The sequence below is a fragment of the Streptomyces sp. RLA012 genome, assembly GCF_056270325.1.
On the sequence record NZ_JBWDPA010000002.1, the window covers coordinates 9,861,529 to 9,883,063 of the forward strand.

A 21,535-nucleotide genomic window follows, 5' to 3' on the forward strand; every position below is an offset into this window, starting at 1 on the left:
CAGACGGACGGAGCCTGAACACCACTGCTGAACAAGTCAGACCGAACGCGCAGATGTGCCAGACGCAGATGTGCCAGACGCAGATGTGCCGCGCGCAGATGTGCCGCGCGCAGATGTGCCGCGCGCACGGCCGCGGAAGCGGAGAGCCATGTGCGACGAATCCTGAGTCATCAGCATCGGGCCGGACGGCGTCGAACGCGCCGCGGCCGTGCATCTGCGATGCACCGCAGATGATCGCAGATGCTCCGTGCACACGCTGTGGAGCGATATGGCAGGGCGATGGGTGATCCTCGTTCCTCCCTGCGTACGCTCCTGGCTCGCCCGGGCTCGGCACATCTCGCGGTGCAACAGGCGCAGAACCGGTGGGAAGGCTGCCTCAGCTGTCCAGCGAAGCCACGTAAGGAGCCAGTTTGGCTGGATTCATCACCCACATGAGGCGTTCGATACCTCGCGTCGACGCCTCGATGGACAGCAAGGCCACCGCGCTTCCATCGGCCGAGACAAGGACGGCCGGCCTGCCGTTGGCCTCGACCCAGCGAATGTCGGACTGAGGCCAGAAACGTGGGGCGAAGGCGGCAAGGTACTTGGAGACGTGTGGACGCCCGACGACCGGGATCTTGGAGGCCCCGCGCGTCCCTCCGCCGTCGGAGTAGCTGACCACGTCCTCGGTGAGAACATCCTCGAGCACCGACAGACTGCCGGTCTGCGCCGCGGCGAGGAACACCTCCAGCAGCCGACGGTGAGCGGCGGAGTCGACCGGCTCCCTGCGTTCCGCTGACAGATGTTTCCGGGCGCGGCTCACCAACTGGCGCGTATTGGCTTCGCTCGTCTCCAGGATGTCCGCGATCTGCTTGTACGGGTAGTCGAAGGCTTCCCTCAGAACATAAGCAGCCCGTTCCACAGGGTTCAGCTTCTCCAGGAGGAAGAGAACCGCCATGTCGAGTGCTTCTGCCCGTTCCGCACCCACCTGCGGATCCACGCTCGTGTCGATTGGCTCCGGAAGCCAGGGCCCGACGTACGACTCACGCCGCATCCTGGCGGACTGGGCCAAGTTGATCGCCAGACGGGCGGTGACCGTGGCCAGGAACGCCGCCGGCTCGTGGATGTCGGCGTGGTTGGTGTTCTGCCACCGTAGCCACGCCTCCTGGACGATGTCCTCGGCTTCCACAGCGCTACCGAGCACGCGGTACGCGATGCCGAAGAGTTGGGGACGCGCTGCGACGAAGTCCCTCGTTGCCTGGTCAAGGGAGTCTGCGTCATCTTCGGCGCTCATGGCTGTCCTCCAACTCTGGATCACCATGCTACAAGCCGTCACAGTTGGATGCGCGCCGCCATGTGTGGGTTGCCCCGTTCCTTCCTCGTTCCTCGCAGGAGACCTGCTCCCCAGGGCCTGCCGGGCCTGCAGCAGAGACTGACGACGGTCCCAGGGGGAGGTCGTCGACCCCTGCGCGTGCGTCAGCGCTGCGCGAGCCACTCGCTGAAGGTCGTGTGACCGATGTGGGCGTGCGGGCCGGGCAGAAGCGTGCGTTCTTCAGGTTCGGAGGCGAAGAGCCCGGCGCGCGCATCGGTGACGACGCCCCGCGGGTCGCCCCGGGCGGCCAGGAGCTTCGCCGCGAGGTCGTCAAGGCGGTACTCCTCGGGACCGGCCACCTCAGGCGTGCCGAACAGCGGCAGTCCCACCGCGACATGTGCGACCGCGGCGGCGACATCGTCTGTCGCCACGGGAGGCACCAGAGCGGGCGCGACGTGGACGCCGTCCCGGTGTGTGTCGGCGAGAGCCACGGCCTCGACGGATTCGAAGGACGGCGCGGCAGCACGCACGATCGAGTGAGGGATCGGAGAGTGCCGCACCCGGTCCTCCTGCAGCAGCTTCGCGCGGAAGTAACCCGACCGCAGTCGATCGGCTCCCACCATCGACAGGACCACATGATGCTCGACGCATGCCGAGGCTGCCGAAGCCAGGAGGTTGGCCGTAGCGGTAGCGATACCGAAGAACCGCAGGCCGGCCTCCTCGGTGCGCGCAGGCGCAGCGGTGACGTCCACCACCACCTCAGCACCGCGCAAAGCCGCGTCGAGACCGTTCCCCGTGATCACGTCAACGTCATGGCGGCGTGAGACGGGCACGGCCTCCACACCATGGTCACGGAGCCTGCCAACCGTTCTGGAGCTGATCAGCCCCGTGGCCCCTGCGACGACGACTCTCATCCGGTCTCATCCGGGTCCCTTCCCACCGAGGGGTCGGCGACCCCGTTGTGTGTCCTGGCGACGGCGAAGTCAGCCATGCGCACTGCGTACGACAGAACCCGAACCGCTGTTGTGGCAGTGAGCCGATCAGTGTCACGGCGCGCCCACTGAACACCCCGGCTTCCGTGGCTGCGTGCCGTTCACTCGCGCAGGCAGGACCTCGTCCTACGCTTCGAGCGAAGCTCCGAAAGCACCGAGATCTGTCACAGGAGCACGGTGTGCCCGGTCTTCACTTCGAGGCAGCCGGGTGAGCAGCCTGGAACGCACGGACGCTGTCACCGCCGAGCGAGAGTCGGTACACCATCCTCGCCACCAGGCGGCACACAAGCATCGGCCCATGCAGGGCAACGACTACGGAGGTGCAACACAGTGTCGAGCAAGAACTCAGAGGGCGAGACCAGCAAGCCGCGATCCGAGGCGTGGAAGACCGCGGTGACGATGCTGCAGGACGCCAAGCCGCTCCACATCCCCGAGGGCGCCTCGGGCATGACCATCCAGGTCGAGTGGCCGCCCGGTGACCCCGGCACTCCTCCGCACCGCCATCCGGGGCCGTCGTTCGGGTACGTGCTCGAAGGCGAGGTGCGCTTCGAACTGGAGGGAGAGCCGGAACGTGTGGTCAAGGCCGGTGAGACGTTCTGGGAACCGGGTGGTGACGTGATCCATTACCAGGACGGCAACGCCCTGACGGATGCGCGGTGCCTGTTCGTCGTGACCATGCTGTGCGCGCCGGGTCAGCCGATGCTCACGCTGGTCGACGAGGACGAACTGGCGCAGCGGGCCCACCTGCGTGCTCCGCGCCCCGTGGGCTGACCGGCGGCTTTCCGGTCAAGCAGGTCGGTTCCGACCGAGGCGGACCCGCTCCGTGGGAGGGCATGAGAAGTATGAGAGCCACTGACGTCGTGTGCTCCATGCTGACCGTGCTGTTCATGGCCGCAGCCATCCATGAGCTGCGACACCGTGTCCTGTCACGGAGCTCCGGGTGGCGTGTGCGGATCGACGGTGTCCTGCACACCGTCATGGCGGTGACCATGTCTGCCATGCCGTGGAACTGGGGCACCGAGGTGCCTGCGAGGGCGCAAGCAGCCTTCTTCACGGCCGCAGCACTGTGGTTCCCCCTGTCCGCGCTCAGCCGGGGTCGCGGGGCGAGACTGCCCGCGGCGGCACGGAGTCTGTCGTCCGCGGCGGGCATGGCCGCGATGGCCTGGATGACACGTCCGATGGCAGATGGGGGACACGAGGCGCCGACGGTCCAAGCCGCTCACTCGATGGGGACCCCAGGAACCCACGACGCAGGCATGGGGATACTGGCGTTCTATCTCCTTCTCTGCGCCCTCCACTCGCTCACGCGCGACATGCCGGGACTGCGAGTACGGAGCACGGACAGCCCGCACACGCCTGCGGTCACAGAGCTCTACGGCCACTTCTGCGAAGGCACAATGCACCTGGGTACGGTCGTGATGCTCCTTCTGCATCAATGACACCCCCCCGTACACGCACGGGGATCTCCAGAGCGGACGGAGAAGTCCTCCACACCAAGGTGACCCGACAGGCCGCGACTCGGAGGCCCCGTCTCCGCTCCCCCGCACGCCGTCGCCTGCGAGGTCTGGAACCTTCCTGCGGCATGGGTGCTCCCGCGGTTGTACCGCTGTCGAACATGTTGCTCGTTGTGGCCTGACCGTCGAGCTGGGCGCGAGGGCCTTTGTCCCCACCGGAACGGCCCAACCGGGGACGAGCGGCTGTGACGGCGCGTCAGGAGGTGACGGTCTTCGTCTCCAGGAACTCCTCCAAACCGGCACGCCGACCGAGTCAGGATCGACGTCGGCGAAGGTGGTGATGGGCCTGACGTAGGCACCGGTCTTCAGACCGTCCGGCCTGCCCGGCCCGCCGATCACGCTCAGCATGCCGGGTGGCAGACCGGCCTCAGCCGTGATCTCCGCAAAGTTCCGCGCCGTCAGCGGCGCCACCTCGGACGGATTGAGGACCACTGTGTTGCCTGTCGGCCACGCAGATACCACCTCGGTCACGAGCCGCTGCAGGGGGAAGTTCCACGGTGTGGCACCCCCTGTCTCAGCCGTGATCGTTGCGCTGCACCGGAGCAGCCGCCGACCGGCCGGGGGAAGCCCGAGTGGCTGCTCTCACCGAACGGTCGGCGTTCTCGGCTGTGCCTTGCGGAACTGATGCGACGATTGCGCCGGGGAAGGGGGGCGATCAGACATCGCGTGTCTGTGGCCTGCCAGGGCCGACCGGCGGTGTTCCTGGGCTGCGAGGCGGCGGAGCCATGATCCGGTGGGACCGGTTGACCCCATTAGTCCGTCTCCCCGCCGTAGGTCGGGGCGGCGCGGAGACGGACCGTACGTGTCAGGGACAGGTGCCGGTCAGCCGAACTGGCCGGGCTGGTAGTCCCCGGCAGGCTGCTGATTGATGACGTTGATGCGGTTGTAGGCGTTGATGACGGCGATGAGGGAGATCAGGGCGACCAGCTGCTCCTCGTCGAAGTGCTTGGCAGCGTTGGCCCAGACCGCATCAGTGACACCACCGGCTGCGTCGGCGATGCGGGTGCCCTGCTCGGCCAGTTCCAGCGCAGCGCGCTCGGCCTCGGTGAACACCGTGGCTTCACGCCAGGCCGCGACCAGGTTGAGGCGCTGAAGGGTCTCTCCCGCGTGGGCGGCGTCCTTGGTGTGCATGTCGGTGCAGAAGCCGCAGCCGTTGATCTGGCTTGCGCGAATCTTCACCAGTTCCTGTACAGCGGCCGGTAGCGTTGAGTCCGAAACCACCTTGCTGGCCGAGTTGATGTGCTTCAGCACCTTCGCGGCGAGCGGATTGCCGAAGTAGTTGAGACGCGATTCCATGGGTGATCTCCTAGCCATGTTGCGGATACACAGTACTGACCGGGACGACCCGGCGAAGTGTGACAGGAAGCCGTGTGTGACGTGCGTCTCATCTGTTGTGTCGTCGGTGGCCCGTTGGAAGACGACATCCGGTCTCCCGCTCTCCGCCGGATCGGGAACTGGTGCCCGGGTGATGAGGCGACCACCGAAGCAACCACCTCTGGCGCAGCCCAAGTCCCGGGACGCGCCTCCCCGCTGTTCAGATGCGAGCCCTCCATGCACCTGCCACGTCCCAAGTCACTGCGCAACACCGTGCATCACTACTGGGAAACAACCTTGACCATGGTGTCGGAGTCCGGCCCCGATTCGACGGTCGTGAAACCTTCGTCGACATACAGGCGGCGTGCCCGATTCGCACGCTCGACGCTGAGACAGATCCGGGTGAAGCCGCTTCCGGCTGCTCGGCGGACCATCTCGGTCAGCAAGGCGCGCCCCACTCCCTTGCCCCGCCACGACGGGACGACTCCCAGCGACAGTTCCGGGACGTCCGCGGCCACGAAGCCGTAGCCAGGATCGTCAGCGTTGAGAAGGCGCAGCCACACCGCGCCGATCGGGTGTCCACCTGGGTCGGCCGCGACCACTCCGAGATCACCCGGCTGAGGCCACCCCTCGACATAATGCGCTGTCCTACGGTCCCCGAGAACCTGATCACGGCTGGCCGCTTCCCGAGCGGGGTCCCAGTTCACCGCAGCCATCAGCATGTCCACGAGGAACTCCGCATCGTCACTGGTGGCTGCCCGCAACGAAAAACCCACGTCACTCATACGGCAGATCTTCCACGACCAGCCACCGGGAGCACAGTCCACTCGGCGAACCTTCCCGGTCGCGGCACCTAGTAGATTGTCGCGGCTAATTTTTGGGATAGAGGTGGCGCAGTTTGATGCGTGCGTCGTGGGTGGTGAACTGCCAGTCCACCTGACGCTGGTCAGTGTTGGTGGCGTTCTGCCAGGCCGAGAGTTCAGTGTTGAGGGTGTCGAGGTCGCTGATCCGGCGGTCGAGGCATTGCCGGGTCAGCGCGGAGAGTTCGATCTCGGCGATGTTGAGCCATGACCCGTGCTTGGGCGTGTGGTGGATCTCGAGGCGTTGGGCCAGGGCGAATGCCTCTTCTGGTTCGAATGCCTCGTACAGTGAGGCGATGCCGTGGGTGTTGAGGTTGTCCATCACCAGCACCACGGCCTCGGCGTCGGGGTAGTCCACGCTCAGCAGCTGCTTGACCTGGCCGGCCCAGTCGATCCGGGTCCGCTGGGACAGCGCCTGAACGCGACGCCACCCACGCAGGGGTTCGACCCACACGAAGATCGAGCACGTGCCGCAGCGGATGTACTCGCTGTCCCGGCAAGCGTCGTGACCAGGGCGGGCCGGGAGCGGGTCGCGGACATCGGCGAGAAGCTGGTAGGGCTTCTCGTCCATGCACACCACCGGACGTGCCGGGTCGTAGGGCCGGGCATAGACGGCCAGCACATCTTCCATCCGGGCCGAGAACTCCGCGTTCACCCGTGGTGAGATGGTCCAGCACTTTCTCAGATGAGGACGCAGTTCCGTTTTTTTAAGACCCGCCCGATGGTGGAGTGGTCCAGATCGGGGATGTCCTCGGCCAGCGCGACGTGCTTCTCCAACAGCCGCAGCGACCACCGGGTATAGCCCTGGGGTGGCTGTGAGCACGCCATCGCGATCAGTCGGGCTTCGACCTCGCCGGTCACCGGCGAGGGCACCGGTGGGAGGTCACGTCTCTTCCGCGCGATCGTGGCGTGCACATCGCCACCGGTCTCGGCGAAACGCTTGGCAACCAGCCGTAACGTCTCACCGGAGACGCCGAGCCGGGCCGCGATCACCTCCTTGGAATCCACGTCACCCACTGAGGTGTCCAGCGCAAGCAGCACCCGCGCACGCATGATCATCGAGGCCCCACGAACACCCGTCGTGGTCACCCGGACCAACTCCTCACGATCCTGCGCGGTCAACTTGACCGGCCGCTTCTTCTGCGAACCCACAACGACAGTCCTGTCTGGGAAAAAGGAAGGTACCCACCAGACGCCAGCATCCCAACCAGACATGCCATAACTAAGCAGCGACGCGCTACTAGTGCCGCATCAGGCAACGTTTGCCCTGTAGTCGCCTGGGGTGTCAGCTCGTGCTGATTGGTGCGCTTTGCTCGGCGTCGAGCTGGTGGTCCGCCCAGATGTAGCTTTCGGGCAGCAGGTCGGTGATGGAGACGGTTCGGAGGCTGTCGCTTGCGCCGATGATGACCTTGAGGGTTGGGAAGTAGTCAAGAAGGACCTGACGGCAGCGGCCACATGGGGGCACCACCCCGCGGTCGCGGTCACCCACGGCGACGATGGTGTCCAGGTCGTAGGCGGCCTGGGCGGCCGCGGCACCGATGACGACCAGCTCAGCGCAGGGGCCTCCGGTGAAGTGGTAAGGCGTTTACCGCGGTGACGATCCGGCCGTCCTGGGCGCGGGCCGCAGCCGCCATGGTGTGGTTGTCGCCCTGGCAGCGAGTGGCCGCGATATGCGTCGCGGCCTGGATCAGTTCATGGTCGACGCGGTCGGTCTGTATGGTCATCTTCTCTGCCTTCGTGCGGTGTCAGGCGACGTTGGCCTTGGTGACGACGGTGCGAAGGCGCTGGTCGTCAGCGTGGCGGTTTCGCCAGATGATGTAGCGGCGGATCATGCTGCCCTGCTCTTTGTGGGTGGCGTGGTCGGTGCCGTCGAGGGTGAAGTAGCGCAGGGCTGTGAACTGGGCTTCGATCCGGTTGAGCCAGGAGGAGTTCGTCGGCGTGTAGGCGATCTCGACGTTGTTCGCCGCTGCCCAGGTGCCGACCCGCTGGCACTTCTTCGTGGTCAGGTGCGGGGAAAAGTTGTCGCAGACGATCGCGATCCGCACTCCTCGGGGGTAGAGGGTGCGGAGGTAGCGGCAGAACTCCAGGAACTGCGTGCGCCGCTTGACCGGTTTGATATGGCCGTAGAGTTTGTCCTTGGCCAGGTCAAGGGCGGCGAACAGGTGCCGCACTCCGCCGTAGCGGTTGTAGGTCGCCCGGCGTCGTCGGCGCGGTTCGCGGTCGGGATTTTTGTGCTTGCCGCCAGCCTCGGCCCACTGCCGGCCCGGGTGGGGCATCAAGTTGAGCGGCCCGAACTCGTCCATGCAGAAGATGACTTCGGGCTCGTCCGCCTCGGGTATGACCTCGCGGTCTGCGATCGCGTACAGGTGCTCGACGCGGGCCTTCTTGGCCGCGTAGTCCGGGTCGCGGGAGGTCTTCCAGGTCTTCAGGCGTTGAAAGGAGACGCCTTCCTCGCGGAGCAGGATGCGCAGGCCCTCGTGGCTGATGTCGTCGACCACCCCCTCGGCGACCAGGAAGTCGGCCAGCTTGGTCAGACTCCAGGTCGAGAACGGCAGGTCGTGCTCGGCCGGCTTGGACTTCGCGATCTTCTTGATCTCGCGCCGCTCAGGCAGGGTGAAGGTCTTCGGCCGACCGCCCTTGTACTTCGGATACAGGGAGTCGAAGCCGTCGGTGTTGAAGTTGTGGATCACATCGCGGACCCGGTCACCGCTGGTGAACGTCACTTCGGCGATCTTCGCCACCGGCATGCCCTGGGCGGACAGCAAGATCATCTGGGCACGCCGCCAGGTCACCACCGACCCGGTGCCCCGGCGGATGATCCGCAACAGCCGCCGGCCCTCGTCGTCATCGATCTCGCGTACACGTACTCGGAGCCTGTCAACGCGATCAAGGCAGGTAGATCGTTCTATCCCTGTGCCGGGATCGTTTGATCGTCGTGTCGGAGGTCGGCGGGCTTGTTGATCCAGGCGGCCTCGGGGAGTTTCGGTGGTTCGGGTGCCCCGCGGACGAATCGTTCGGGGTGCTGGCGGTAGACGCTCGTGAGGACGTCGGCGCGCATCTCGCGGAGCTGGTCGGCGAGGCCGAAGTGCACGTCGAAGGGGGTATGCATGGCTATTCCGGAGTGCCGGTGGGCGAGGTTGTACCAGTCGAAGAAACCGGTGCACCAGGCGCGGGCGTCCTCGATGCAGCCGAACCGCCCGGGAAAGTCGTGCCGGTATTGCCCGGACAGCAACTGCTGGGGGAGGTCGAGTTCGTCTTCGGGGACGCCGGGGCTGGTGAAGGCGAGGGGGAAGGCGCGCTGGGCCTGGGCGGTGGCCCGTTGGCCGGCGATGCTGTGCTGTTCAGCCTTGTCGCGGGCCTTGTCGCGGGCCTTGTCGCGGGCCTCGTCGAGGGCGGTGTCGCGTGCGGTGTCGAGGGCGGTGGAGTCGCCGAGAGGCGGGCCAGGTCTGCGAGACCACGACGGAGGGCGGGGGTGAGGCGGCCGATGCTTTCGGATAACGGCTGTGTGCCCTCGCGCTCACCGGCTTCCTGGCGACGCCCGCAGACATGATGCTGTCCCCGGCGCTGATGGGCTCTGTCCCGGCTCGCGCGCCTCGGGGGAGCCCGATGGTCATCGACCCGTTGGAGAATCGGCGCGGTCGAGTGTTGTCGCCGTTGGCTTCATCTGCGGGGGTACGGCAACTCCGTGACAGCCATCATGCGCCGGTCCTGTGCCGAACAAGAAGGCTGGGCTGGGCAGGCGGAATCGACGGCATCGCCGTGCGCGGAGCTCGGCGTCCCACTGATGGGCACCATCTGGGCCAGTACTGCCAATGTGCTCGGCGCGCTGATGGATGCCGACTGAGCATGGGTCGCTCTGGCAGTGGCGAGGGGCTGGTTACGAACCGGGCGATCACACACGGCGAGCGGGGCCGAGCCGGTCAGCCACGAGCCAGGGTCATCAGAAACTCAGTCTCCGAGTCGTCCCGCCGCTTACAGATTCTGGGGACCGCGATGAGGCCGGCGAGGGCCCGGCACCAGCCCAGCACACGTTCGGGAGACAGCTCGGGAAGCAGTGCCGACAGCCTTTCGATCCTCTGTTCCAGCTCCGTGAGATCCACGACTCCCTCAAACACCCAGTCCACCGCGTCGAAGTCGGGATCGCCCCATGCGGGCCGTGGGTCGATCGCCACCATGCGCACTCCGGGACCAGACAGCACGTTGGCCGGATGAAGATCACCATGCACAAGTCCCACGGGACCACTGGTGGCCAGTTCCAGGGCCGCGGTTCGGGCTCGGTCGAGCGCCGACGAGTCAAACAGTTCGTTCGGCCCGGCCGTGGCCAACCTGCGGCTGGTCAAGTCGAAGAGGAAGTCGACCCGATGCGACAGCGGACGCAACACCGAGTGTTCCCCTGGCGCGAGAGAAGAGGCCCGCAGATCTCGAAGCAGTGCGGCAACCTCAGGCAACCGCCACGCGAGCTCCTTCACCGGAACTCCCGGCTCCACGCTCTCCAGCAGCAAGGCTCCATGAGCAACATCTTGCGCCAGCAGGGTGACAACCGACGATGTCCCCGCCCAGGCCTGCAGAGCTTCGGCTTCCTCGCAGGCGATCACGGGGTCCGGCGTGAGCTTCAGCCATGCTGTGCTGCCGTCCTCACGTCGCAGGCAGCGGAACACTCGCGAGGTGCCTCCTCCACCTGCCGCAACAAGCTCCAGATCCCAACGAGCCACGAATCGGCCCACCATGGCCGGCAACTCATCGCACCAGCCAAGCACCTCGGGTCCGAAGCGAAGGACGAGCCGATCGCGGACCTCGGGTTCGACAAAGGTCAAATCGCTCAACACGCCCCCACAAGTCGCCAGTCTCTCTCACCTGCATCCTAGGACCGCAGTTCGCGTCTGACCCGAAGCACCCCCTCACCCATACGGAGCGTGGAAACCGCAGGACCGAACGCCCGGATACAGCCAGGGCTTCGCCCCGCATCTGATCCCCCGGCCGGGCACGCGTACGGACTAACGGGTGACACGTACGCGCCCGTCACCGGTGGGTGTCGTCGTGGAGGTCGCCGACGGGAACCACCCGGCACGCGGTGGTGGCGGTGGCCGTGCTGCGCAGTTACTGAGGTTCTCGGCGTGTGGCCGGGTAGGGACGGCCGGTGATTCATTGCGTGCCCATATTCTTCCCGGGGTCTCGTGTCGGTCGGAGCCATCCGCGCCGACAGCCGAGAGCTCAGGCCAGGTCGCGGTTCGCGGCCGGGGCTCGATGTGTGCGCGTGGCCGTGCCGGGTTCCGGTCCGGAAAATCATTCGCCAACCGGGCTCTGCGGGCCGAAACTGGTGGCCCCATTGCGGGAGACAGAAGAGGGGCCCGTCACTGACGTACAACCGAGACACCTTGCCCTTTCCCGAGAACCGCGTGCCTTCCGCGTCCTACAGGTCCCTGCTGAACTGGGACGATCTCGACCCAGCCCGCCAGCCCTTCACATGGGACGAGGACGAAGAAAGCCGCCTCTGCGCGCTGGTCCGCGAATGGGTGCCACCCGTGCTCTCCGGCATGGCGGGTTGGTGGGAGGGCGAACGCTGGTGCGAACGCCAGGTGGACGCGATCATCCGGGAGCGCTACGGAAACTGGGTTCTGGGATGGAACTGGTGCTACCGGCACGGCGGGGTCATCGGTAGCTGGGTCACCGGAGAAACCTCGGTGACGACCCCCGATGAGACCGCAGCCCGTGTTGTGGCCGCCCTGCTGGAGTGGCGGGAGTGGTTGGAGAAGATGGCTCGGCGATTCGCGGAGCTGGCCCCGCCGCCGGAAGCCTCCGCCGAGGATCGCAGCTGGCATCTGGAACGCGCCTCCGTACGGCTCGTGACACTCGCGCTGGACTCGGGCGCGGAGGGCGGCTGGCACGGCCAGGCCGCACTGGTCCTGCGCTGGTTCCTCACCACTACCGGTATGAGTCAGGCCGACGCCGACCAAGCGGTGGAGACCGCGATCGGCGGCCGGTTCCAGAGTTGGGTCACCCCCGGGCGGACACTGATCGAATCGGTCGGCGAGGACCTCGCCGTCGCCCTCACCGGCCATGCCCCCTACCAGGACCACCGCGAGCGGGCCGCCCTGGAGGAGCTCCATGACCGCTACTGACAGCCTCACGACCTGGCTGCGCGTGCGCCGCGAGACCGACTGGTACCAAGCACCCGACCTGCGGCGAGGGCTGCCCGCGCGCGACGGGTTCCGGGCCTGGTGCGCAGGGCCGGTCCGCCGACGCGACCCCGTCCGTGCCGAGCGCCTGCTCTCCGCCCACACCCTCGCCCGCGCCGATGCCGCACGCCGCGCCCCGCTGGACTTCGCCCGGCTGGCCGACTGGCAACGTGTGGTCCTTGGCGCGGCAAAGGCGCCGTTCCGTACGGGGGATGCCTATGCGAAGGCCGGCAGCGAACGCTACGGCCTGACCCGGCGCACCCAGGACGACTTCGGCGCCTGCTTGCGCGAGGCGACCGACCTGAGGGTCCCGCTCGCGGCCCGCGCGGCCCGTGCGTACCTCGACGTGGCGTTCTTCCACCCCTTCACTGACGGCAATGCCCGTGCGGCCCTGCTGACCTTGGTTCACGTCCTGGCCCGCGAGGACATCGTCCTTCCAGAGGTCGGCCCCCTCCAGACCACCCGCTATGCGGACGACCCGGCGGGCGCCGCCGACCTGGCCACTCTGATCGGCGTACTCAACCGCCGCCGATCCTGAAGTCTTCAAGGTGAGAATGGAGAATGGAGAATGGTGGATGGTGGCATGTGGGTCAGGGCGGTGGCGGTGAGGCATCCGTCGATCAAGCGCGATTGACGTTGGATGTGTCTGACGCGCGACTCATATCACCCGCAGGCTTGCCGCGACGGGCCCCCTCGATGTCGCCCTCGGCGCAGACCCCTTGTGTGCTTCGGGTGCGCCGGACTCGGTGACCTGGCTGCCACCTGCGTCGGCCCGCTCTCCCGCAACCGCGTCTTCGGCGAGTACCTGGGCAGGGTCCTGACCGTGGGTCAGGCCACCGACCAGACCACCCGGAGCGCCGAAGGCGACTCTTCTGGACGGCGGTACCACCCTCGACGCCTCGACGAAGCCGCGGCCCGGATCCTGGGCCGACCCGCAACCTCCGAACACTGCCTCCGCCGCCCCAACCAGCCACCGCCAGGCGCGGGCCCGGCCGTGTTCCGGTGCGCGCACACTCACCGTTCACAGTGTGCGCGCGGCTTCGCCAGGGGCGCCGGGTCCTCTGGGTGCGGCTGCCTACCCGGAGGCCTCCTCGCTGATGTAGTCGTTGTACTGGGCGGCCGTGAGCAGTTCCTTGAGCTCGCCGGCCTGGGCCATGGTGATCTCCACCATCCAGCCCTCGCCGTAGGGGTCGCCGTTGACCGTTTCGGGGCTGTCGTTCAGGTTCGCGTTCACGTTGGCGATCGAGCCGGTCAGCGGCGTGTAGACCTCGGTCACCGCCTTGACGGATTCCACGCTGCCGAACGGTTCAAAGGCGCCGAACGTGTCTCCCGCCTTGGGCAGTTCGATGTAAACGATGTCTCCGAGCTGCTTCTGCGCATGGTCGGTGATACCCACGCGTACGCGGCCGTTCCCCGTGGGCTGTACCCATTCGTGGTCCTTGGAGTACTTGAGGTCGTCCGGGATGTTAGCCATGAGAGCCTCCGTGTAGTCGTTGCCGAGGTGTCGTCAACACCGGTGGTCCGCAGGCCGGTCGGGCCCGGCCGCGATGCCGAGCCTGCTATAGATCCGGCAGCGCGCATGGGATCTTCACTCGCAGGAGTGAGTCCCGCCCAACGACCGGTGCGGGCTCCGCCACCGTGGCGGCCACACATTTCCCGGTTGCCCTCTGTCCCCTGTCGGCACGCCGTTGCTCCGCCGGAGTCCTGGTGATCGCCCGAAGGAGTTCGAACGCACCTCGCGTGGCGAGTGTTTCGTTCGGCCAGTTCGGCGTTCCCGGCCGGGCGACCGGTGAACGAGCGGGTGGCCGGCGTGGCCCCCACAGGCACGGTGAGTGAGGCGGGCTGGGGCGAAAACGACGTCCCAGTTGCCGATGCCCTGTCCGTAGTCGGCGGTCAGCGCGGTGCCGGCGGCTGCGTTCTTGGGGGCGCTTGGTGGTCTCGCCCGGAAGTCCTTCGGGGGTTGGTCACTCGGTCTTGCCGGTGGTATCGGCTGCTGCCGCGCGGCAGCAGCCGATCACCCCCCGCTCGCCGGCTGTGACATCGCGCTCGAAGTACACATCAACACCACCCTCGTCGCCGAGATCGTCTTCGCCGAGCGCGGACTGCTCCCGACCACCGACCACCAACCTCGGCTGACTGCGGCGCTGCGGCCGCACCCACGATCCTGGCGTCGCCGAGAAAGAGCTGGTCAGGCGAGCGAAATCAGACGCGCGCCCCCGTCGGACTCGATGATGGTGCCGGTGAGGTTGCCATTGGTGGCGGCCAGGGCCACCACCTCGGCGATCTCCTGCGCCGAGGCGATGTGGCGGACCGGCAGAGTGGCGGCCGTTTGTGCGAAGTACTCGCGCTTGGCGTCTTCTGGCAGGCCGTTCCACCAGGGTGTGTCGACGAGCCCGGGAGAGACAGCGTTCACTCGTATCGGAGCGATTTCCGCGGCCAGCGGCCTGACCAGGGCCTCGACGGCGCCGTTGAGGGCGGCGATGCCGGCGGTCCCTGGCATGCCGGTCCGCGCGGTGATGGCGCTGAGCAGGGTGATCGACCCGTCCGGTGTGAGGTGCGGCAGGACCGCCTGGATCGTGGTGACGTGCGGCCAGAACTTGGCCTCGAACGCGCGTCGCAGCATCGTCAGGTCGAGATCGGCTAACGGCCCCGGCCCTTCGCTTCCTCCGGCCGCCAGGACCAGCCAGTCGATGCTGCCGGCCGTCTCGGCGAGGGCGCTCATCTCGTCAGGGTTTCCGGCGTCGGCCCAATGCCCGACCAGTCCGGCGTCGGTGACGGCTAGGGCGTCAAGGCGCTCCTTGCTGCGGCCGGCGATGTGCACGGTGGCACCACGTGCCTGCAGCAGGCGGGCCGTTGCGAGCCCGATACCGGACGTTCCCCCGACCACGAGGGCAGTGCGCTGAAGCATGGCATCTCCTTGTTTCGAACCGCCGCGTCTCGAATTAAGCTAGCCTCCATGGTCATGGACGAGCAACCCCCGTCGGAGTCACGCCCAGGACGCAAGCGCAGCGAGGAGAGCCGGATGGCGATCCTGGTCGCGGCGTACGAACTGGTCGGCGAGGTCGGCTACGCGGGCCTGACGATCGAGGGAATCGCCAACCGCGCCGGATGCGGCAAACAGACGATCTACCGCTGGTGGCCCTCCAAGGCCCACGTTCTCCTCGAAGCGCTCGCAGTGAAAGCCGATCTGTACGTCTCGAACGCCGACCACGGCTCCTATGCCGACGACGTACGGGCCTTCCTGGAGGACACGTTCCGGCTCGGCCGCCAGCAGCGCGTCGTCGACATCCTGTGCGTCCTGATGGCGGAGGCCCAGATCAACGAGGAGTTCGGCCGGCTCTTCCGCAGCGCTTTTCTGCAGCGGCGGCGCGACGCGCTCCAGGTCGTCCTGGATCGGGCCCGGACACGGGGCGACCTGCCGCCCCGTCCTGCTGCGTCCACCGTCCTGGACATCGTGTTCGGCACCTTGTGGTACCGCCTCCTGGCCACGCGCCGGCCCGTGGGCGACGACCTCGTCGAGGACCTCACGGCCACCCTCACACAGGCTGCACAACCCCCGATCAACCCAGCGATCGACCTGGGAGACCCACAATGACCCTTTCCCGCACCATCCTCATCACCGGCGCCACCGACGGCCTCGGCCTGGCCCTGGCCGAACGCCTGGCAGCCGACGGCGCCGACCTGATCCTGCACGGCCGCAACCAGGCCAAACTCGACCGCATCGCAGACCAGTTCACGGCCCGCGGCGAATCCGAGCCCCGGATGGTGACCGCGGACCTCTCCGACCTCGACCAGGTCCGCCGCATGGCCGCTGAGGTTCGCGCATCGGTGGACCGACTCGACGTCCTGGTGAACAACGCCGGCATCGGCGGCGGGCAACCGGACGGCCGCACCCGCCGCACCAGCGCGGACGGCCATGAGCTGCGCTTCGCCGTCAACTATCTCGCAGGCTTCCTGCTCACCCTTGAGCTCCTGCCGTTGCTCCGCGCGTCAGCGCCGGCCCGCATTGTCAACGTCGCCTCCATCGGCCAGCACCCGCTCGACTTCGAAAATCTGATGCTGGAGCGCGACTACGACGGCACCCGAGCCTACGGCCAGAGCAAACTCGCCCAGATCACATCCGGCTTCGAACTCGCCGCACGCTTGCCCGCCGACGAGGTCACGGTCAATAGCCTGCACCCCGCCACCTACATGCCGACCAAAATCGTCCTCGCCGAGATCGGACACAGCATCGACACGCTGGACCAAGGAGTGACCGCCACCCACCGGCTCGTCACCGATCCGGCACTCGCCGGTATCACCGGACGCTTCTACGACCGCACCCGCGACACACGCGCTCATTCCCAGGCATACGACAGCGAGGCCCGACAGCGCTTGTGGCAGGCGAGCCTGGGACTCACCAAAGCCGAGAACCCACTTTGTCGAGTCCCGCTGAAGTCGAGGTCGAGGCCGTGGGAATGGCCGCCGTCCTGCCCGACACCCGCAGGACCAAGGGCCGCGGACTACGGCCCGTCGTGATCCACTTCCCGTGACCGGCCTGTTCTCTCCAACGCGCGCATCGCCCGCGAGACCGGCCTGCACATGGACACCGTACGGACCTGGAGCGGCCGCTTCGCCGCCGGAGGGCTGTCGGCCCTGGCGCCGGGACAGGCCCGCGCGATGCGCGTCGACCTCCGGTGGCGGCCTTGGTGCCGGTGCCGATCGTCTTCATGCGGCCCGGCCGGCCTTGACGCTCTTGGTGACTGCCCGACGCCGGGAAAGGAGGCGAGGGCGGCGAGGGCGGCGGCGCCCAGGCCGGGTGCCAGGCGAGCGGGGGTGGCCGCGTTCCCAGGGCGTGCGAGGGAGGAGCACGCCGCGATGCGCGTTGGGGTGCCCGTTGGGGATGTGCTCGGCCGGGCGGGGGCCCGCGGTGAGGTCCAGTTCGCCGATGTGGCTGCCGATGGCGAGGACCGTCTTCGTTCTCGGACCGGTCACGGATTCGCTCTTCACTTGAGGCCGCTGAGCATGACACCACGGATGTAGTACTTCTGCAGCAGCAGGAACAGGATCAGGACCGGCAGGATGCTCAGGACCAGGCCGGCCATGACGATGGGCATCGTGCGGGTCGGGTCGACGTGGTCCTGCAGGAGCTGGATGCCGACGGGCAGAGTCATCACGTCCGGGTTGGCGGTCGAGACGAGCAGCGCCCAGATGTACTCGTTCCAGGCGTCGACGAAGGTCAGCAGCCCGAGCGTCACCATGACCGGCTTGGTCTGCGGCACCACGATCCGCCACCACACGGCGAACTCGCCGGCCCCGTCGATGCGCGCGGCTTCGAGGACCTCGTCCGGGATCGAGACCATGAACTGGCGCATCAGAAAGATCCCGAAGCCGTTGACGAGGAACGGCATGGCGAGCGCCACGATGCTGACGGTCAGGCCCGCGCCGCCGCGCCCGAACAGGTCGTTGCCGCCCGCCAGCGGCCAGTGCGCCAGGATCAGGAAGTGCGGGATGAAGAAGAGGAACGGGGGGAACATCATCGTCGACAGCACAAGACGGAAGATGAAGTTCCGGCCGGGAAAGCGGAGTTTGGCGAGTGCGTAACCGGCGAGCGACGACGTGAGCAGCACCGAGCCGGTGATCACGGCGGTGGCGATGACGCTGTTGCGGAAGAGCACCGGCAGATCGAGCTGGCTGAACGCCGCCCGGTAGTTGGACAGGTCGAACGCCTCGGGCAGGAACCGGTACGGCAGCCTGCCGGACTCACCAGGACCCTTGAAGGACGTCATCACCATGTCGAGGAACGGCACCACCGTGAGCACGGCGCCGGTCACGACCACCAGATACGACAACCACGGGAAACGGCGGCGGGTCATGCGTCCTCCCCCTTGCGCCGGAAGATCCACAACTGCACCAGGGTGACCACGAGGACCACCACGAACAGCACGAAGGCGGCGGCGCTCGCAGTGCCCCAGTCGCCGTAACTGAAAGCCTGCCGGTACATCTCCAGCGCGGCCACATTGGTCGCGTCACCCGGCCCGCCCTTGGTCATCACGATGATCAGCGCGAACGACTGAAGGCCGGTGAGGAACTGCGTGATGCACACGAACAGCAGCGACGGCCGCAGCAGCGGCAGCGTGATCTTCCAGAAGACGGTGACGGGCCCGGCGCCGTCGAGCGCGGCGGCCTCGTAGTACGACTCGGGAATGGACTTCAGCCCGGCGGTCAGGATGAGGATCGCCGAGCCGACCGATGCCCAGGCCTGCACGACCACGACCGAGGGCAGCGCGGTGTCCGGGTCCTGCAGGAACGCCACCGAACCGAGCCCGAGGGCGTTGAGGACGCCGTTCACCAGGCCGCCCGGCTCGTACATGTACTTCCATACGTTGCCGACGGCGACGACGGTCGTGACGATCGGCAGGAAGTACAGGGTGCGCCACATCCCCTGGAACCGCAGCTTGTCGATGCAGGTGGCGACGAGCACGGAGCCGGCGAGCGCCAGGGCCACGGTGCCCAGGGCGAACAGCAGCGTATTGGTGAGGATCGGCGCCAGGAACGTCGATCCGTCCGCGAAGAGGCCGGTGAAGTTGTCCAGGCCGACCGGATCGATGTCGCCGAGGTCGAACCCGGCCCAGCGGGACATCGACAGCAGCAGCGCGAAGCCGAGCGGCAGGATCAGGAAGACCGCGAAGAACAGCAACGTCGGCGCCAGGAAGAGATAGGCGACGACGGCCTGGTGGCGCCCGCGCCGAGTCCGGCTGCGGCCGTCGACGGCGGCCTCGGCGGGCCGCGGGCTGTGCGCCCGCTCAGTCGTCTCCGGGGTCAAGATGTTCACCATGAGCGCGACACCTCCTGATCGACCTGACGACGCGTGGTGCGCAGCGCCTCGTCGACCGACTGCTGACCGGTCCACAACGCCTCGATGTTCTTGCGCAGCAGCGACTTGGCCTGCTGCGCGCCCGGCACGTTCGGCTCCGGCACCGCGTACGCCAGCGCGTCCAGGAACGGGCGCAGGTTCGGATCGCCGCCCTCGCTCAGGAGCGTCCGCATGTCGTCGGCGCGGCCGGTCAGGGAGCCGACCGACACCTGCAGGGAGCTCATCCGGGTCGCTGTCGCACCCTTCTCGGCGCTCTTCACGCTCACCTTCTCGGTGTTGAGCCAGCGCAGGAACTCCCAGGCCTCGCGCGGGTGCTCACTGGCCGTGTCGACCCCCAGCATGAAGCCGGTGGAGAGCGTGGCCCGCTCGTCGTCCGCCTCGGGGACGGGCACGGGCGCAACGCCGACATCGCGGTAGTCCTTGCCCATCTGGGCCTTCAGGCTCCCGGTCCACCAGCCGGCGCTGACCACCATGGCCACCTGCCCGGACTGGAACGCCTTGTAGACGTTGACGCCGGGGGCACTCGCACCTTTGTCGACGAGGCGGTGCTCCAGATCGAACACGGCCCGGCCGGCCGGCGAGTCGATGGCGGTGCTCCTGCCGTCCGCGGAGACGAACGCTCCGCCGGCGGCGTTGAGCAGGGCGAGTGTCTGGCCGACGGTGGTGGAGTCGTCGTAGGTCGAAAGACCGAACCCCTGGACCAGCGTGTTGCCGTACCGGTCCCGCTTGGTGGTGCGGTAGGCCGTCTCCTCCAGCTCCCGCCAGGTGCGCGGGGGGCCGTCGACGCCGGCCTCGCGCAGCAGCCGCTTGTTGTAGTAGAGGGCGTACGTCTGCACCTCGGTGGGGTAGCCGTAGGCCTTGCCCCGCACCGACGAGGAGGCGACCGCGGCCTCGCCGTAGCCGCGCCTGATCTCCTCCGCGTGCTCGGACGGAGCGGGCCGCAGGACGCCGGCCTGGACGAGCTGGCCGTTCCACAAGCAGTACGGGTGGATGATGTCGGCGCCCTGGCCCGCGGCCTGCCGGACCATGAACGTGGTCAGCAGGTCCGTGAACTCGACGGCCTTCGTCAGCACCTTGACCCGGTCGTGCGTGCCGTTCCACTCGTCGACCGGGCCCTGCAGGGCCTCCTTGAGCGCCCCGCTCGCGTAGTGGGAGAGCAGGGTGAGGACGATCGGATCCCCGGGCCGCCCGGTGCCCCGGTGCGGCGCGGCGCATCCGGAGGCTCCGGGGGCGAGCAGCGCCGAGGGGAGCGCGAGCGCGAAGTGACGGCGGCTCAGGCCGGCGGTACGGCGTGACGGCGTCATCCGGCGGCCTCCCGGCGCATCACGCGGAACACCCGGGTCGTGGTGAAACCGCTCTTGCGGTACAGATGGCCCGCCGGGGACTGCTCACCGGTCCACAGGAACCACGCGGAGTGCGCACGGCGCGCCCGCATCCGCTCCAGGACCAGGTGGAGCAGGACCTTGCCGAGTCCGGTGCCGCGCATCTCCTCCAGCACGCCGAACGGCCCGAACCGCTCGTCCACCGAATCGAACGTGCCGTGCATCGCCCAGCCGACCAGGCGACCCGTTGGGTCCCGGGCGACGACGATCCGGTCGAGCGGCGTGCCCGCGGCCAGACACTCCCGGATCGTGCACGCCCAGTCCGGGCCGAAGTGGTTCCCGGCGAGCGCGAACAGGTCCACCAGGTCGTCGTCGCACGGCGTGGCGAACCGATAGCCCTGCGCCGTCAGCTCGTCCAGGCGGCGCGCGACCTCCTCCGGAATGCGATAGCCGACCAGGCCGCGGTCCATCGCGGCCGCCTCGTACAGAGTGCGAAAGCCCAGGGACTCAAGGAGCCCGGCCGCCTCCGGGTACGCCTCGGCGTCCAGACCGGGGAGGACGTAGTTCGGGGTGTACGAGGAGAAGTCCACCCGGGTGCGGCCGTGGCTGTGCAGCCAGTCGAGGGCGTCGGTCAGCAGCCGGCGGCCGAGGCCGTGCCCGCGGACGGCCGGGTCGACGAAGAAGAACGGGATCCAGCCCTGCTCCGGCTCCAGGTCGGTGCCGGTCATCGGTGTCAGACGGCGCACCGCGTAGGCCGCGCCGACGACACGGTCGCCGTCGAGGGCGACCCGGAGCCCCTCCGGATCGAAGTTGGCGTCGAGCAGCACCAGGGAGCGGAAGCGGTCCGAGGTGATCGCGTCGGCCGGCGCACTCCGGCGCCACGCCTCCACCAACCGCGGGCCGTCGCCCGCGCGGAAGCCACGCACCGCGGCCCGGGATTTCGTCGTGCGATCGGGCATCGACGGGGTTGTCGTCATCGACGGGGGTGTCCTTCCATACGCAGGTCGCGGGCGGCGTCGAACGTCGCCTGCGGCGCTGCCCTCGGTCTGGTGCGGGGTGCTGCGGTGCGCCACGGAGATCAGGACGCGGTCCACGATGGAGAGTTGGGCGACGCGGCCGGCCACCGCGCCCGAGCGCGGTCCCGCTTCGCGTACCACCGCCCGACGGCCCCGGCCGGGTCGGCCAGGATGTCGTCCGTGATCCGCTGCTC

23 protein-coding genes and 3 pseudogenes are annotated in these 21,535 nt (G+C 67.9%); 8 read left to right on the plus strand and 18 right to left on the minus strand.

Going from position 1 to position 21,535, the window contains the following annotated elements:
• Positions 1-376: 376 nt before the first annotated feature.
• Together RV986_RS44900 and RV986_RS44905 are read right to left on the minus strand one after the other, a co-directional pair.
• Positions 377-1,273 carry an RNA polymerase sigma-70 factor gene (locus tag RV986_RS44900; RefSeq protein WP_475922863.1) on the minus strand — a complete coding sequence of 299 codons (897 nt, stop codon included), beginning with the start codon at positions 1,271-1,273 and terminating at the stop codon, positions 377-379.
• A gap of 182 nt (positions 1,274-1,455) precedes the next feature.
• Positions 1,456-2,094, minus strand: a complete 639-nt coding sequence (locus RV986_RS44905) for an SDR family oxidoreductase (protein WP_475922864.1) — start codon at positions 2,092-2,094, stop codon at positions 1,456-1,458.
• Positions 2,095-2,682: 588 nt separating this feature from the next.
• Here RV986_RS44905 and RV986_RS44910 point away from each other — a divergent pair.
• Together RV986_RS44910 and RV986_RS44915 are read left to right on the plus strand one after the other, a co-directional pair.
• A complete protein-coding gene (locus RV986_RS44910; protein WP_475924660.1) occupies positions 2,683-3,054 on the plus strand; it encodes a cupin domain-containing protein in 372 nt (123 codons plus the stop codon).
• A gap of 116 nt (positions 3,055-3,170) precedes the next feature.
• Positions 3,171-3,722, plus strand: coding sequence for a DUF5134 domain-containing protein (locus RV986_RS44915; protein WP_475924661.1), 552 nt, complete (start codon positions 3,171-3,173; stop codon positions 3,720-3,722).
• Between the two features lie 405 nt (positions 3,723-4,127).
• On the opposite strand, the pseudogene RV986_RS44920 reads toward RV986_RS44915, so the two are convergent.
• The 8 genes and pseudogenes from RV986_RS44920 to RV986_RS44955 all read right to left on the minus strand — a co-directional run.
• Positions 4,128-4,343 (minus strand): annotated as a pseudogene (locus RV986_RS44920) (aldehyde dehydrogenase family protein); the annotation flags it as partial.
• A gap of 276 nt (positions 4,344-4,619) precedes the next feature.
• Positions 4,620-5,093, minus strand: a complete 474-nt coding sequence (locus RV986_RS44925; protein ID WP_475922865.1) for a carboxymuconolactone decarboxylase family protein — start codon at positions 5,091-5,093, stop codon at positions 4,620-4,622.
• 299 nt (positions 5,094-5,392) lie between these two features.
• On the minus strand, positions 5,393-5,896 hold the full coding sequence (locus RV986_RS44930; protein ID WP_475922866.1) for an N-acetyltransferase family protein: 504 nt from the start codon (positions 5,894-5,896) through the stop codon (positions 5,393-5,395).
• 85 nt (positions 5,897-5,981) lie between these two features.
• Positions 5,982-6,626, minus strand: coding sequence for an IS630 family transposase (locus tag RV986_RS44935; RefSeq protein ID WP_475918978.1), 645 nt, complete (start codon positions 6,624-6,626; stop codon positions 5,982-5,984).
• Positions 6,627-6,652: 26 nt separating this feature from the next.
• Positions 6,653-7,123: a helix-turn-helix domain-containing protein gene (locus RV986_RS44940; RefSeq protein WP_475922747.1), complete on the minus strand. Its 471-nt coding sequence runs from the start codon at positions 7,121-7,123 to the stop codon at positions 6,653-6,655.
• A gap of 133 nt (positions 7,124-7,256) precedes the next feature.
• A pseudogene (locus RV986_RS44945) lies at positions 7,257-7,695 on the minus strand (cytidine deaminase family protein).
• A gap of 21 nt (positions 7,696-7,716) precedes the next feature.
• Positions 7,717-8,880, minus strand: coding sequence for an IS630 family transposase (locus RV986_RS44950; protein WP_475924662.1), 1,164 nt, complete (start codon positions 8,878-8,880; stop codon positions 7,717-7,719).
• Positions 8,877-9,203 carry a hypothetical protein gene (locus tag RV986_RS44955; RefSeq protein ID WP_475924753.1) on the minus strand — a complete coding sequence of 109 codons (327 nt, stop codon included), beginning with the start codon at positions 9,201-9,203 and terminating at the stop codon, positions 8,877-8,879. The genes RV986_RS44950 and RV986_RS44955 overlap by 4 nt, the downstream gene beginning before the upstream one ends.
• A 453-nt stretch (positions 9,204-9,656) precedes the next feature.
• On the opposite strand from RV986_RS44955, the gene RV986_RS44960 reads away from it, so the two are divergent.
• Positions 9,657-9,815 (plus strand): hypothetical protein, encoded by a 159-nt coding sequence (locus RV986_RS44960; RefSeq protein ID WP_475922867.1) that lies wholly within the window; start codon positions 9,657-9,659, stop codon positions 9,813-9,815.
• Positions 9,816-9,891: 76 nt separating this feature from the next.
• Here RV986_RS44960 and RV986_RS44965 read toward each other — a convergent pair whose 3' ends face one another.
• Positions 9,892-10,794, minus strand: coding sequence for an aminoglycoside phosphotransferase family protein (locus RV986_RS44965; RefSeq protein ID WP_475922868.1), 903 nt, complete (start codon positions 10,792-10,794; stop codon positions 9,892-9,894).
• Between the two features lie 573 nt (positions 10,795-11,367).
• Here RV986_RS44965 and RV986_RS44970 point away from each other — a divergent pair.
• The 3 genes and pseudogenes from RV986_RS44970 to RV986_RS44980 all read left to right on the plus strand — a co-directional run.
• On the plus strand, positions 11,368-12,090 hold the full coding sequence (locus tag RV986_RS44970) for a hypothetical protein (RefSeq protein WP_475922869.1): 723 nt from the start codon (positions 11,368-11,370) through the stop codon (positions 12,088-12,090).
• Positions 12,077-12,685 (plus strand): Fic family protein, encoded by a 609-nt coding sequence (locus RV986_RS44975; RefSeq protein WP_475922870.1) that lies wholly within the window; start codon positions 12,077-12,079, stop codon positions 12,683-12,685. The genes RV986_RS44970 and RV986_RS44975 overlap by 14 nt, the downstream gene beginning before the upstream one ends.
• Before the next feature lie 102 nt (positions 12,686-12,787).
• Positions 12,788-13,003 (plus strand): annotated as a pseudogene (locus RV986_RS44980) (NAD(P)H-dependent glycerol-3-phosphate dehydrogenase); the annotation flags it as partial.
• A 219-nt stretch (positions 13,004-13,222) separates the two neighbouring features.
• On the opposite strand, the gene gcvH reads toward RV986_RS44980, so the two are convergent.
• The 3 genes from gcvH to RV986_RS44995 form a co-directional block, all read right to left on the minus strand.
• The gene (gcvH, locus tag RV986_RS44985; RefSeq protein ID WP_475922871.1) at positions 13,223-13,621 is read right to left on the minus strand and encodes a glycine cleavage system protein GcvH; all 399 of its coding nucleotides are present in this window, start codon (positions 13,619-13,621) and stop codon (positions 13,223-13,225) included.
• A 490-nt stretch (positions 13,622-14,111) separates the two neighbouring features.
• The gene (locus tag RV986_RS44990; RefSeq protein ID WP_475922872.1) at positions 14,112-14,303 is read right to left on the minus strand and encodes a hypothetical protein; all 192 of its coding nucleotides are present in this window, start codon (positions 14,301-14,303) and stop codon (positions 14,112-14,114) included.
• Between the two features lie 32 nt (positions 14,304-14,335).
• On the minus strand, positions 14,336-15,055 hold the full coding sequence (locus RV986_RS44995; protein WP_475922873.1) for an SDR family oxidoreductase: 720 nt from the start codon (positions 15,053-15,055) through the stop codon (positions 14,336-14,338).
• A 54-nt stretch (positions 15,056-15,109) separates the two neighbouring features.
• Between RV986_RS44995 and RV986_RS45000 the strand changes: the two genes are divergently transcribed.
• Both RV986_RS45000 and RV986_RS45005 read left to right on the plus strand, forming a co-directional pair.
• Positions 15,110-15,742 (plus strand): TetR/AcrR family transcriptional regulator, encoded by a 633-nt coding sequence (locus RV986_RS45000; protein WP_475922874.1) that lies wholly within the window; start codon positions 15,110-15,112, stop codon positions 15,740-15,742.
• The gene (locus RV986_RS45005) at positions 15,739-16,665 is read left to right on the plus strand and encodes an SDR family NAD(P)-dependent oxidoreductase (RefSeq protein WP_475922875.1); all 927 of its coding nucleotides are present in this window, start codon (positions 15,739-15,741) and stop codon (positions 16,663-16,665) included. Before RV986_RS45000 ends, RV986_RS45005 begins: the two co-directional genes overlap by 4 nt.
• A gap of 467 nt (positions 16,666-17,132) precedes the next feature.
• Here RV986_RS45005 and RV986_RS45010 read toward each other — a convergent pair whose 3' ends face one another.
• Genes RV986_RS45010 through RV986_RS45025 form a run of 4 tightly spaced genes read right to left on the minus strand, consistent with a single transcriptional unit; the run spans position 17,133 to position 21,302 of the window.
• Positions 17,133-18,002, minus strand: a complete 870-nt coding sequence (locus RV986_RS45010) for a carbohydrate ABC transporter permease (protein WP_475922876.1) — start codon at positions 18,000-18,002, stop codon at positions 17,133-17,135.
• On the minus strand, positions 17,999-18,964 hold the full coding sequence (locus RV986_RS45015; RefSeq protein ID WP_475922877.1) for a carbohydrate ABC transporter permease: 966 nt from the start codon (positions 18,962-18,964) through the stop codon (positions 17,999-18,001). The genes RV986_RS45010 and RV986_RS45015 overlap by 4 nt, the downstream gene beginning before the upstream one ends.
• On the minus strand, positions 18,958-20,307 hold the full coding sequence (locus RV986_RS45020; RefSeq protein ID WP_475922878.1) for an ABC transporter substrate-binding protein: 1,350 nt from the start codon (positions 20,305-20,307) through the stop codon (positions 18,958-18,960). Before RV986_RS45020 ends, RV986_RS45015 begins: the two co-directional genes overlap by 7 nt.
• The gene (locus tag RV986_RS45025) at positions 20,304-21,302 is read right to left on the minus strand and encodes a GNAT family N-acetyltransferase (RefSeq protein WP_475922879.1); all 999 of its coding nucleotides are present in this window, start codon (positions 21,300-21,302) and stop codon (positions 20,304-20,306) included. Before RV986_RS45025 ends, RV986_RS45020 begins: the two co-directional genes overlap by 4 nt.
• Positions 21,303-21,535 lie beyond the last annotated feature (233 nt).